This is a genomic window from Exiguobacterium sp. SH3S1 (genome assembly GCF_004337105.1).
GTDB classification, from domain to species: domain Bacteria; phylum Bacillota; class Bacilli; order Exiguobacteriales; family Exiguobacteriaceae; genus Exiguobacterium; species Exiguobacterium aurantiacum_A.
Genome location: NZ_SJUW01000013.1, coordinates 1 through 12,158 on the forward strand (window position 1 = coordinate 1; position 12,158 = coordinate 12,158).

The window sequence follows — 12,158 nt, forward strand, 5'->3', positions numbered from 1 at the left end:
GATGAGATTTCCCTTTGAGCAATCAAGAAAGACCCCTCAGAGACGATGAGGTAGATAGGTCATGGGTGGAAGCACGGCGACGTGTGGAGCTGAATGATACTAATCGGTCGAGGCTTTGATCTAGAAACGGTTTGAACTTGATGAGTCTTCAGTTTTCAGGGAACAATTCCCTTGTCTGGTGGCGATAGCGAAGCGGCCACACCCGTTCCCATGCCGAACACGGAAGTTAAGCGCTTCAGCGCCGAAAGTAGTTGGGGGTCTCCCCCTGTGAGGATAGGACGTCGCCAGGCAAACGGTGGTTCTGGAGCATTCGCTCAAGGGCCGCCGCTTTTTTGTATTTTGTATCGTGACTCAAATGAAGGAGAGGAATAACAGATGGCCAAGAAAATCAAAGTATACGTCGAGCCAAACGAGACAGTCGGTGAGTGTTTAGACCGAATCGCTCAAATGGGGTATCGCCCGGTACGAAGGATTGAAAAGCCTGTCTTTGAAAAAACGGGAACCAAAGACGAACCTGTTCATTCTCATCAATCAATCTTATTTGAGTGCGTCGCTCTCAAACCATAATGCCAAACCGTCACGAATGCGTGGCGGTTTTTTTGTTTTTGTAAAAACATCGTAAAGACGAACGATAAATATTCAGACAATTAAATTGTTCGCTGTTTGTTGACATATTTTCAAAGAACGAGGTACGATAGGCTTGTGAGTTAAGAAAATCAAATATTGCTCCATATAATCGCAAGGAAATGGCTTGCAAGTTTCTACCTGATCACCGATTCTGATCAGACTATGGGGTATAGCCGACATTTTTTTGTCATGGCCTATACCCTAAACTGTTTAATCAGTTTAGGGATTTCTTTATTTAAGGGGGACGTTGATGTGAAGGCAACAGTAGGTGTGATCATGGGAAGTTCTTCTGACTGGGAGACGATGAAGCATGCGTGCGACGCGCTAGAAGAGTTAGACATTCCATACGAAAAGCAAGTCGTCTCCGCGCATCGAACGCCGGACTTGATGTTCCAATACGCCGAAGCGGCTCGGGAACGAGGGATACACGTCATCATCGCCGGTGCAGGCGGGGCAGCCCACCTTCCGGGTATGGTAGCAGCGAAGACGACGCTTCCGGTCATCGGAGTCCCGATTCAATCGAAAGCACTGAACGGACTTGATTCGTTACTGTCAATCGTTCAGATGCCAGCAGGTGTTCCTGTCGCAACGGTCGCCATCGGAAAAGCCGGAGCGACAAACGCCGGACTGTTTGCCGCTCAAATTCTCAGTCTTCAATTCCCTGAAGTCATCGATCGTCTAGAAACGTATCGTCAACAAAAACGAGACATGGCGCTGCGCGGAACGGAGGAACTCGTCTAATGAGAATCGGGATATTAGGCGGAGGACAGTTAGGGCGGATGATGTCACTCAGTGCGAGCGCAATGGGTTACGAGACGCTCAGTCTCGACCCGAACCCGACGGCTCCGGCAGCCCAAGTCGCACCGAGTATCGTCGCCGGGTTCGACGACATCTCAGCGGCAAAAGAACTAGCAGGCCGTTCGGACATCGTCACGTACGAATTTGAAAATATCGACTCAGCGATGATTGAGGCGATTGCCGATAAATGTCCGCAAGGGATGGACGTGTTAACAGCGACGCAGCATCGTCTGTTCGAAAAACAGATGATCGAGGCGGCCGGATTGCATGTCGCACCTTACGTGCCGGTCCGATCGGTACGGGACGTTTACCGGGCCGAAGATTTGCTAGGACTCCCATTGGTCATCAAAACATGCCGCTTCGGTTATGACGGGAAAGGGCAAACCGTGCTCCAGACATCACAAGACGTACGCGCGTTCATAGAACAGTTCAATGAAGATGAATATGTCGCCGAGGCGTGGTTGCCATTCCGAAAAGAAATCTCGGTCATCGTGACGAGAGGCGCACATGAGACGACAACATTCCCAATCAGTGAAAACATCCATCAAAATAATATATTACATTTATCGATCGTTCCGGCCCGGCTTGACATGGACATTCTAGAAGATGCGCGCCATTTAGCACTTCAGCTCGCTGACCATGTTGGATTGATCGGTACGCTCGCCGTCGAACTGTTCGTGATGGAAGACGGCGAGCTATACGTGAATGAGCTCGCGCCACGTCCTCACAATTCAGGACACTATACGCTTGATGCATGCGAGACGTCACAGTTCGAACAACACATCCGCGCGATTACGGGCATGTCACTCGGACGGACGACTCAGTACACACCGGTCGTCATGGTCAATCTGCTCGGCGAACATATGGATAAAGTGAACCCACAAACGTTACCATCGAATGTTAAACTACATCTGTATGGAAAAGAAGAAGCGAAACCCGGACGGAAAATGGGGCACTTGAACGTGCTCGGCAGTACCGTCGAGGACGCGCTTCACACCATCGAACAACTGGCAATTTGGAAGGAGACCGTTTTATGATTTCACGTTACACCCGTCCCGAGATGGCGGCGATTTGGACAGATGAGAACAAGTTTGATGCATGGCTCAAAGTAGAGCTTTACGCTTGCGAGGCGTGGAGCGAACTAGGCGTCATCCCGAAAGAGGACGTCAACGTATTATGGGACAAGGCATCATTCGATGTCGAGCGTATCCTTGAGATCGAGCAGGAGACGCGCCATGACGTCATCGCCTTCACACGGGCCGTCTCAGAGACGCTCGGAGACGAGAAGAAATGGGTCCATTACGGTCTCACGTCGACCGATGTCGTCGATACGGCGCTATCGTACTTGATCAAACAAGCGAATGACATCCTTGAAGCCGATATCGATCGCTTCATCGACATCCTCGCCGAGAAAGCGAAAGCCCACAAATATGACATCATGATGGGTCGTACACACGGAGTCCACGCAGAACCGACGACGTTCGGTTTGAAACTCGCACTCTGGTACGAAGAGATGAAGCGAAACAAGAAACGGTTCATGGCCGCACGCGAGACGATCGAGTTTGGAAAAATGAGCGGCGCCGTCGGGACGTTCGCAAACATCGACCCGTTCATCGAGTCGTATGTGTGTGACAAGTTAGGGATTCAAGCAGCCCCGATCTCGACACAGACGTTACAGCGTGACCGCCACGCCGAGTACATGTCGACGCTTGCTTTGATCGCCACATCCATCGAGAAAATGGCGACCGAGATCCGCGGCCTTCAAAAAACAGAGACACGTGAGGTCGAAGAGTTTTTCGCCAAAGGCCAAAAAGGTTCGTCGGCGATGCCGCATAAACGTAACCCGATCGGTTCGGAGAACATGACGGGACTCGCCCGCGTGATTCGCGGTCATATGGTGACGGCATATGAGAACGTCCCGCTTTGGCACGAACGCGATATCTCGCACTCGTCAGCGGAACGGATCATCCTCCCGGACGCGACCGGCCTTCTGAACTACATGCTCAACCGCTTCGGCAACATCGTGAAGAACTTGACGGTGTTCCCGGACAACATGCGCCGCAACATGGACCGGACGTTCGGCATCATCTTCTCACAACGCATCCTGCTCGCCTTGATCGAGAAAGGCTGGTCACGTGAAGCCGCCTATGACGCGGTCCAACCGAAAGCGATGCAAGCGTGGGAAGAAGAGACGATGTTCCGGACGTTGATCGAGCAAGATGCCGAGATGGGCGCACTCTTTACGAGTGACGAACTCGATGATTTGTTCGACCCGAGCCATCACGTACGTCGTGTCGATACAATCTTTGAACGCTGTGGTTTGTGATCGTTGAGGGGCGCTATGCCCCTCTCACTTTAAAGGGGGACGATACAGATGGAAGCAATCTACGAAGGTAAGGCGAAAGCGTTATACGAGACAGAAGAACAAGGTGTGCTCCGTGTCTACTATAAAGATGACGCGACGGCATTCAACGGAGAGAAAAAACAATCGATTGCAGGGAAAGGCATGTTGAACAACGCCATCACGACGCGTTTGTTCGAGCTCATGCACGACAACAAGATTCCGACCCACTTCATCAAGAAACTGTCAGACCGCGAGCAGCTCGTACGCCGCGTCGACATCATTCCGCTCGAAGTCGTCGTACGCAACGTCGCCGCAGGGAGTCTCGCTAAACGGCTCGGCTGGGAAGAAGGAACGCCACTGTTGTCGCCGATCGTCGAGTTCTACTATAAAGATGACGCACTCGGAGATCCGCTTTTAACTGAGGACCATATCCGTTTACTGCAAGTCACCACACACAAAGAAGTCGAAACATTGCGACAACTCGGGTTATGGGTGAACGATGTCTTGCTCGACTTCTTCGATGGACACGGTATCGATTTGATCGACTTTAAACTTGAGTTCGGTAAACTCGATGACACGATCATTCTCGCCGATGAGATTTCGCCCGACACGTGTCGCCTGTGGGATAAAGAGACGAAACAAAAGCTCGACAAAGACGTGTTCCGCAGAGACCTCGGATCACTGACAGAGACGTACGGCCAATTGTTAACACGCATAGGGGGAACTGACCAATGAAAAAAGTGAACGTGTACGTGACATTACGTGAAAGTGTACTTGACCCACAAGGCGTCGCCGTCAAAGGCGGACTCGAGCATCTCGGCTTCACAGGCGTCGAATCGGTACGAATCGGTAAAGTCATCGAACTTCAAGTCGCAGACGAGACGACCGAGGCGATGGTCCGTGACATGTGCGAGAAATTGCTCGTCAACACGGTCATCGAGAACTATCGGATCGAGATGGGGGTACTCGCATGAGGTTCGCAGTCATCGTCTTCCCGGGATCAAACTGTGACCTCGACATGTATCATGCGGTCAAAGACGTGCTCGGGGAAGAAGCGGAATATGTATTCCACACGGAGACGTCACTTGTCGGTTTTGATGGTGTGCTGTTACCAGGTGGCTTCTCATACGGGGACTACTTGCGTTGCGGCGCGATCGCCCAGTTCTCACCGATTATGAGTGAGGTGAAGCGATTCGCTGAAGAGGGACGTCCGGTACTCGGCGTCTGCAACGGGTTCCAAGTGCTCGTCGAGGCAGGACTCCTACCCGGCGTATTGATGCGCAACCGTGATTTGAAGTTCATGTGCAAGACGGTCGAACTGAAAGTCGAGACGAACGAGACGATGTTTACGAGCGACTATGCGGTGGACGAGACGATTCGCGTCCCGATCGCACATGGAGAAGGCAACTACTACTGTGACGAAGCAACACTCGAGACACTGCGAACGAACGGCCAGATCGCTTTCACCTACACAGACAACCCGAACGGATCGGTCGCGAACATCGCGGGCATCACGAACGCACAAGGAAACGTGCTCGGCATGATGCCGCACCCGGAACGAGCGGTCGAGGCGATGCTCGGCGGAGAAGACGGCAAACGGTTATTCACTTCGATTGTAAAATGGGGGACACGACATGTTACTTACAACTGAACCGACAGCGACGCACATCCGTGAACAAAGACTGTATGCCACAATGGGGCTCACTGACGACGAATACGGACTCGTCGTCTCGCTCTTAGGCCGTGACCCGAACTACACCGAGATCGGTTTATTCTCGGTCATGTGGTCTGAACACTGTTCGTACAAAAACTCGAAGCCAGTGCTCCGTAAATTCCCGACGACCGGAAAACACGTCCTTCAAGGACCCGGTGAAGGGGCTGGAATCGTCGATATCGGCGATGGTCAGGCGGTCGCCTTCAAAATCGAGAGCCATAACCACCCGTCGGCCATCGAGCCGTATCAAGGTGCGGCGACAGGTGTCGGCGGGATCATCCGCGACATCTTCTCGATGGGCGCACGTCCGGTCGCACTCCTCAACTCGCTCCGCTTCGGAGATTTGAACGAATCACGTGTGAAACATCTCTTCGGCCATGTCGTCTCCGGCATCGCCGGCTACGGCAACTGTGTCGGCATCCCGACGGTCGGCGGAGAAGTCGCGTTCGACCCGGCCTACGCCGGCAACCCGCTCGTCAACGCGATGTGTGTCGGCCTCATCCGCCACGAAGACATTCAAAAAGGGATCGCCGAGGGGGTCGGCAACTCGGTCATGTACGTCGGGGCGACAACGGGACGCGACGGCATTCACGGCGCCACGTTCGCCTCTGAAGAGCTCGGCGAAGACGCCGATGAGAAACGCCCGGCCGTCCAAGTCGGCGACCCGTTCATGGAGAAGTTGTTGATCGAGGCGTGTCTTGAAGTCATCAAACATCCGGCCCTCGTCGGCATTCAAGACATGGGTGCGGCCGGTCTCACGTCGTCTTCGGCCGAGATGGCATCGAAAGCGGGCATGGGTATCGAGATGAACCTCGACCTCGTCCCACAACGTGAGGCAGATATGACGCCTTACGAGATGATGTTGTCCGAGTCACAAGAACGGATGCTCCTCGTCGTCAAGGCAGGACACGAAGACGAGATCGAAGCGATCGTCACGAAGTGGGGACTTCATGCGATCAAGATCGGCGAAGTCATCGAACAGAAAGTGCTCCGTCTCGTCCATCACGGCGAAGTAGCCGCTGAAGTGCCGGTCGACGCGCTCGCGGAAGATGCGCCAGTTTATCATAAACCGTCAAAAGTTCCAGCATACTACGAGGCGTTCCAAGCGATGACACCGGTTCAACCGGTCGTCACAGACGTGCTCGCGACGTGGAAAGACGTCCTCGCGATGCCGACGATTGCTTCGAAACGCTGGGTGTACGAGCAATATGACCATATGGTCCAAACGTCGACCGTCGTCGCACCAGGTAGCGACGCGGCCGTCATCCGAATCCGTGACACGGACAAGTCGCTCGCGATGACGACCGACTGTAACGCGAAGTATGTCTACCTCGACCCGCGCGTCGGCGGTGCCATCGCAGTCGCTGAAGCGGCGCGCAACATCATCGCGAGCGGTGCCGAGCCACTCGCACTCACCGATTGCCTGAACTTTGGGAGTCCGGACAAACCGGAAGGGTTCTGGCAGCTCGACCAAGCCGTCGAAGGTATGGCCGAGGCGTGTTTGGCACTCGACACACCGGTCATCGGCGGGAACGTCTCGCTTTATAACGAGTCGAACGGGACGGCGATCTACCCGACACCGGTCGTCGGCATGGTCGGTTTGATCACGAAGCCGGAACATATCACGACGTCACACGCCAAGACAGCTGGAGATGTCATCTTCCTTCTCGGCGATACGAAGCCTGAATTTGGCGGCAGTGCGCTACAAATGTTGCAAGACGGAAAAGTGAGCGGACAAGCACCGACGCTCGACCTCGAGATCGAGAGCCGTCACCAGCAAGCGCTGCTCACGGCAATCCGTCAAGGACTTGTCACGGCAGCTCACGACGTGTCAGAAGGTGGCTTAGCGGCGGCACTTCCTGAGCTCGTGTTCGGCACGGGGCTCGGTGCAGACGTCAGCGTCGACACGGATCTCGTGACGACACTGTTCAGCGAGTCACAGTCGCGCTTCCTCGTCACGGTCGCGCCAATTCACGCGGACACGTTCGCCAAACTGACGAAGGCGACACGAATCGGTCAAGTGACCGAAGCGACGCAACTGACGGTCCGCTCGAGCGATCGGTTAATTGAAATGGACGTCACTGAACTTGAACGTGTATGGGAAGGAGCTATTCCATGTTATATGACATCCGAGGCATGAACGAGGAGTGTGGGGTGTTCGGGGTGTTCAATCACCACGAAGCGTCACACCTCGCCTACTACGGACTGCACAGCCTGCAACACCGAGGTCAGGAAGGGACGGGTATCGTCACGGCCGACGGTGAACGCCTGCATGCGAAACGCGGGCTCGGTCTCGTCGCCGAAGTGTTCGACGAGCCGTCACTCGATGCCCTGACCGGACATCACGCCATCGGTCACGTCCGTTATTCGACCGCGGGCGGCAACACGCTTGAGAACGTCCAACCGCTCCATTTCAAATCGCTCACCGGGGACCTTGCGATGGCGCATAACGGCAACCTCGTCAACGCCAACGAGTTGAAGCATATGCTCGAGGCGGAAGGGGCGATCTTTCAGACGACGTCTGACACGGAAGTCGTCGCCCACTTAATCAAACGGAGCCGCGGCAACTCATTGAAAGAGCGGATCTCGGACAGCTTGGCGCGTCTCGTCGGCGCGTTCGCGTTTCTTTTCTTGACGGAAGACGCGATTTACGTCGGCGTCGACGTCCATGGTTTGCGTCCCCTCTCGCTCGGAAAGACTGAAGACGGGGCGTTCGTGTTCGCTTCAGAGACGTGCGCGTTCGACGTCGTGGGGGCGACGTACGTACGTGACGTCGAACCGGGCGAACTGTTGATGATCACGAAAGACGGAATCGTCTCAGAACGTTACAGTGAAGCAGCGGTCCGGGCGATGTGTTCAATGGAATACATCTACTTCTCGCGGCCAGACTCGATCATCGACGGCATCAACGTCCATACGGCCCGTAAGGCGATGGGGAAAAAGATGTTCAACGAGGCACCGGTCGAGGCGGATGTCGTGACCGGTGTCCCGGACTCGAGCATCTCGGCAGCCATCGGGTACGCCGAGGCGAGCGGGATCCCGTACGAGATGGGTCTCATCAAAAACCGTTACGTCGGGCGGACGTTCATCCAGCCGTCACAAGAATTGCGTGAGCGTGGCGTCAAGATGAAGCTGTCGGCGCTACGTGGGGTCGTCAACGGCAAGCGTGTCATCATGGTCGATGATTCGATCGTCCGTGGTACGACGAGCCGTCGCATCGTCAAGTTGCTGCGGGAAGCCGGGGCAACCGAAGTACATGTGCGCATCACGTCACCACCGATCAAACATCCGTGCTATTACGGTATCGATACATCATCAAAGGACGAGTTGATCGCGGCCACCAAATCGATCGAAGAGATTAAACAAGAGATCGGGGCCGACTCATTAGCGTTCCTCACATTAGACGGTACGGTCGAAGCAATCGGCCGACCGTTCGAAGGAAACTTGCGCGGGCAGTGTGCCGCTTGCTTCACCGGACTTTATCCAACTGAACTGGCGGAACTTGTGACAGAGACAAAAGCTTGAGGGGGACTGACGATGAGTTTAAGATATGAACAAGCGGGTGTGAATTTAGAGGCAGGTTATGAAGCGGTGTCACGCATGAAGCGTCACGTCGCACGGACGATGCGTCCAGAAGTGATGACCGGACTTGGCAGTTTCGGGGCGATGATCGATCTCGGCTCGATGCAATTGAAACATCCGATCCTCGTGAGCGGGACGGACGGGGTCGGCACGAAGCTAAAACTCGCGTTCGCGCTCGACCAACATGATACGATTGGAATCGATTGCGTGGCGATGTGTGTCAACGACTGTCTCGTCCACGGAGCCGAACCTCTCTACTTCTTAGACTATATCGCGACCGGAAAAGCGGAACCGGCGAAGCTCGAACGCATTGTCGCGGGTGTGGCCGAAGGCTGCGTCCAAGCAGGGTGTGCCCTCGTCGGCGGCGAGACGGCCGAGATGCCGGGCATGTATCCGGACGGGGAGTACGATATCGCCGGATTTGCCGTCGGTGTCGTCGAGAAAGAGCTACTCATCGATGGACGGACGATCGAAGCGGGGGACATCGTTCTAGGGTTAGCTTCGTCAGGTGTCCATTCGAACGGTTTCTCACTCGTCCGTCACATCGTCGAGGCGCAAGGGCTCGAGTACACGGATGAAATCGCGATGCTCGATACGACGCTCGGGAACGCATTATTGCTACCGACCCGCATCTATTCGGAAGCGGCGAAAGCGGCCATTTCGACCGGACGCGTCCAAGGGATGGCCCACATCACTGGCGGCGGTTTCTATGAGAACGTGCCGCGCATGCTGCCTGAAGGTCTTGGTGTCACGTTTGACGCATCAAGCTGGCCGAGCCTGCCGGTATTCGACTGGCTCGAACAAGTCGGCCACGTGTCGAAGCAAGAGATGTTCAACGTGTTCAATATGGGAATCGGCTTCATGATCACGGTACGTCCCGAAGACGTCGACACGGTACAAGCCGCGCTCGAACGGGTCGGCGAGACGTCGCATCGGATCGGCAAAGTCGAAGCGAAACCAGGCGTCCGGATTATGGGGGTCGACCAGTGAAGCGGTTCGCTATCTTCGCCTCTGGATCTGGGAGCAACGCCGAAGCGATTTGGGAAGCGATTGAGCGCGGCGAGCTGAGTGGACAGTGTATGCTCCTCGTCACGGATAAGCCTGAGGCGAAAGTGCTCGAGCGGGCAGACCGTCATCACATTCAGACGTTCTCGTTCGAGCCGAAGGCGTATGCGTCAAAGTCAGAGTTTGAGTGGGAGCTGCTCGTTCTGTTAGAAGCGCTACACGTCGACTATATCGTCTTGGCGGGTTATATGCGTTTAATCGGGGATGTGCTGCTCGCGGCGTATCCGGGTCGAATCATCAACATCCATCCGTCGCTCTTGCCGGCCTTCCCAGGAAAAGATGCAATCGGTCAAGCGCTTGCCGCGAACGTGTCGACGAGCGGTGTCACCGTCCATTACGTCGACGCCGGGATGGACACGGGTCCAATCATCGCGCAAGAAGAAGTCGACATCGCGGGATGTGACCGCATCGAGGCGGCCCACCGGATTCAAGCGATCGAACACCAACTCTATCCACGCGTATTACAACAAGTGTTGAACCAACAGGAGGTTTTCAAGTGAGAGCATTACTGAGTGTGTCAGATAAAACAGGTATCGTCGAACTTGCGCGCGTCTTGCACGAAGCGGGCATCGAACTCATCTCGACAGGCGGGACGGAAGCGGCACTCGTCGCGGCCGGACTGCCCGTGAAAAATATTTCGGAAGTGACATCGTTCCCCGAGATGCTCGACGGACGTGTCAAGACGCTCCATCCGCTCGTCCATGGCGGTCTGCTCGGACGCCGTGATTTAGACTCACACGTCGAACAGATGAAACATCACCACATTGAGCCGATCGACTACGTCGTCGTCAACTTGTATCCGTTCAAAGAGACAATCGCGAAAGAGAACGCGACGTATGAAGAGGCGATTGAAAACATCGATATCGGCGGCCCGAGCATGCTCCGTTCAGCCGCGAAAAACCATGCGAGCGTGACGGTCGTCGTCGACCCGGCCGACTACGGCAACGTTGCCGCAGAGATTCAGAATGGCGGTACGTCGTTTGAGACGCGGCAACGACTCGCTTTGAGGGCGTTCCGTCATACGGCAGCGTACGACGCCTTGATTGCCGACTATTTAGGTCAGCAAATCGGCGAAACGTTCCCAGAACAGCTGACGGTCACGTACGAAAAAGTCCAAGACCTTCGTTACGGGGAGAACCCGCACCAACAGGCGGCGTTCTATAAGACACCGCTCTATGACGGCATGACGCTCGCCGATGCGGTGCAACTGCACGGCAAAGAACTCTCGTATAACAACATCCAAGATACGAACGCGGCGCTCGAGGCGCTCAGCGAGTTGACGGAACCGGCAGCGGTCGTCGTCAAACATATGAATCCATGCGGCGTCGCTGTCGGTCGGACGATCAGCCAAGCGTTCGCTCGCGCCCATGCGGCCGACCCGGTCTCGATTTTCGGCGGCATCGTCGCCCTCAATCGTGAAGTCGACCTCGAGACGGCAGAAGCGCTCCGCAACATCTTCTTAGAGATCGTCATTGCCCCATCCTTTAGCGAGGCAGCACTTGACCGATTGAAAGAGAAAAAGAATTTACGTCTATTGACGCTTGAGATGGGGCAGATGACAGGCATGCGTCTGACGGCAGTCGCGGGCGGTCTCCTCGTCCAAGACGGCGACGATATGACGCTCGACGATGCTTCGTGCCAAATCGTGACCGACCGTCGTCCGACGGCGGCCGAATGGGAAGACTTGAAGCTCGCGTGGCGTGTCGTCAAACACGTGAAATCAAACGCAATCGTCGTGGCGAAAGACGAGACGACGATCGGCATCGGTGCCGGACAGATGAACCGGGTCGGTGCGGCGAAAATCGCTTTCGAACAGGCAGGGGATCGTGCAGTCGGTGCCGCGCTTGGTAGCGACGCGTTCTTCCCGATGGGCGATACGGTCGAAGCTGCAGCTGCAGCCGGCATTACGGCCATCATCCAGCCAGGTGGTTCGATTCGGGACGACGAGTCGATTGAAGCGGCGAACCGTCACGGCATTACGATGGTGTTCACTTCAGTCCGACATTTCAAACATTGAGAGGAGCAAGA

General features: G+C 55.2%; 12 protein-coding genes, 2 rRNA genes and 1 riboswitch. All 14 genes read left to right on the plus strand.

Going from position 1 to position 12,158, the window contains the following annotated elements; translation table 11 throughout:
• Window positions 1-123: ribosomal RNA gene (locus EVJ26_RS12250) — 23S ribosomal RNA — on the plus strand; the annotation flags it as partial.
• Between the two features lie 51 nt (window positions 124-174).
• Window positions 175-290: ribosomal RNA gene (gene rrf / locus EVJ26_RS12255) — 5S ribosomal RNA — on the plus strand.
• Window positions 291-375: 85 nt separating this feature from the next.
• Window positions 376-567, plus strand: coding sequence for an NETI motif-containing protein (locus EVJ26_RS12260; RefSeq protein WP_034809046.1), 192 nt, complete (start codon window positions 376-378; stop codon window positions 565-567).
• Window positions 568-708: 141 nt separating this feature from the next.
• Window positions 709-810, plus strand: a riboswitch (purine riboswitch).
• Between the two features lie 69 nt (window positions 811-879).
• A complete protein-coding gene (gene purE / locus EVJ26_RS12265; protein WP_131441206.1) occupies window positions 880-1,368 on the plus strand; it encodes a 5-(carboxyamino)imidazole ribonucleotide mutase in 489 nt (162 codons plus the stop codon).
• A complete protein-coding gene (gene purK, locus EVJ26_RS12270) occupies window positions 1,368-2,462 on the plus strand; it encodes a 5-(carboxyamino)imidazole ribonucleotide synthase (protein ID WP_131456664.1) in 1,095 nt (364 codons plus the stop codon). The genes purE and purK overlap by 1 nt, the downstream gene beginning before the upstream one ends.
• The gene (gene purB, locus EVJ26_RS12275) at window positions 2,459-3,751 is read left to right on the plus strand and encodes an adenylosuccinate lyase (protein ID WP_131441204.1); all 1,293 of its coding nucleotides are present in this window, start codon (window positions 2,459-2,461) and stop codon (window positions 3,749-3,751) included. The genes purK and purB overlap by 4 nt, the downstream gene beginning before the upstream one ends.
• Before the next feature lie 48 nt (window positions 3,752-3,799).
• Window positions 3,800-4,504, plus strand: coding sequence for a phosphoribosylaminoimidazolesuccinocarboxamide synthase (gene purC / locus EVJ26_RS12280; RefSeq protein ID WP_131470598.1), 705 nt, complete (start codon window positions 3,800-3,802; stop codon window positions 4,502-4,504).
• Complete coding sequence (purS, locus tag EVJ26_RS12285; RefSeq protein ID WP_021065194.1) at window positions 4,501-4,743, plus strand: phosphoribosylformylglycinamidine synthase subunit PurS; 243 nt, start codon at window positions 4,501-4,503, stop codon at window positions 4,741-4,743. The genes purC and purS overlap by 4 nt, the downstream gene beginning before the upstream one ends.
• On the plus strand, window positions 4,740-5,420 hold the full coding sequence (gene purQ / locus EVJ26_RS12290) for a phosphoribosylformylglycinamidine synthase subunit PurQ (protein WP_131470599.1): 681 nt from the start codon (window positions 4,740-4,742) through the stop codon (window positions 5,418-5,420). The genes purS and purQ overlap by 4 nt, the downstream gene beginning before the upstream one ends.
• Window positions 5,404-7,623 carry a phosphoribosylformylglycinamidine synthase subunit PurL gene (gene purL, locus EVJ26_RS12295; RefSeq protein WP_131470600.1) on the plus strand — a complete coding sequence of 740 codons (2,220 nt, stop codon included), beginning with the start codon at window positions 5,404-5,406 and terminating at the stop codon, window positions 7,621-7,623. Before purQ ends, purL begins: the two co-directional genes overlap by 17 nt.
• The gene (gene purF / locus EVJ26_RS12300) at window positions 7,599-9,008 is read left to right on the plus strand and encodes an amidophosphoribosyltransferase (RefSeq protein ID WP_131456670.1); all 1,410 of its coding nucleotides are present in this window, start codon (window positions 7,599-7,601) and stop codon (window positions 9,006-9,008) included. The genes purL and purF overlap by 25 nt, the downstream gene beginning before the upstream one ends.
• 12 nt (window positions 9,009-9,020) lie before the next feature.
• The gene (gene purM / locus EVJ26_RS12305) at window positions 9,021-10,055 is read left to right on the plus strand and encodes a phosphoribosylformylglycinamidine cyclo-ligase (RefSeq protein WP_131470601.1); all 1,035 of its coding nucleotides are present in this window, start codon (window positions 9,021-9,023) and stop codon (window positions 10,053-10,055) included.
• Window positions 10,052-10,630 carry a phosphoribosylglycinamide formyltransferase gene (gene purN, locus EVJ26_RS12310; RefSeq protein WP_071399056.1) on the plus strand — a complete coding sequence of 193 codons (579 nt, stop codon included), beginning with the start codon at window positions 10,052-10,054 and terminating at the stop codon, window positions 10,628-10,630. Before purM ends, purN begins: the two co-directional genes overlap by 4 nt.
• Window positions 10,627-12,147 carry a bifunctional phosphoribosylaminoimidazolecarboxamide formyltransferase/IMP cyclohydrolase gene (purH, locus tag EVJ26_RS12315; protein WP_131456674.1) on the plus strand — a complete coding sequence of 507 codons (1,521 nt, stop codon included), beginning with the start codon at window positions 10,627-10,629 and terminating at the stop codon, window positions 12,145-12,147. The genes purN and purH overlap by 4 nt, the downstream gene beginning before the upstream one ends.
• The last annotated feature ends 11 nt before the right edge of the window (window positions 12,148-12,158 follow it).

Coding starts and splice junctions, on each gene's coding strand:
- EVJ26_RS12260 (WP_034809046.1), top strand. CDS start 376: ATGGCCAAGAAAATCAAAGTATACGTCGAGCCAAACGAGACAGTCGGT.
- purL (WP_131470600.1), top strand. CDS start 5,404: ATGTTACTTACAACTGAACCGACAGCGACGCACATCCGTGAACAAAGA.
- purM (WP_131470601.1), top strand. CDS start 9,021: ATGAGTTTAAGATATGAACAAGCGGGTGTGAATTTAGAGGCAGGTTAT.
- purS (WP_021065194.1), top strand. CDS start 4,501: ATGAAAAAAGTGAACGTGTACGTGACATTACGTGAAAGTGTACTTGAC.
- purK (WP_131456664.1), top strand. CDS start 1,368: ATGAGAATCGGGATATTAGGCGGAGGACAGTTAGGGCGGATGATGTCA.
- purC (WP_131470598.1), top strand. CDS start 3,800: ATGGAAGCAATCTACGAAGGTAAGGCGAAAGCGTTATACGAGACAGAA.
- purQ (WP_131470599.1), top strand. CDS start 4,740: ATGAGGTTCGCAGTCATCGTCTTCCCGGGATCAAACTGTGACCTCGAC.
- purB (WP_131441204.1), top strand. CDS start 2,459: ATGATTTCACGTTACACCCGTCCCGAGATGGCGGCGATTTGGACAGAT.
- purF (WP_131456670.1), top strand. CDS start 7,599: ATGTTATATGACATCCGAGGCATGAACGAGGAGTGTGGGGTGTTCGGG.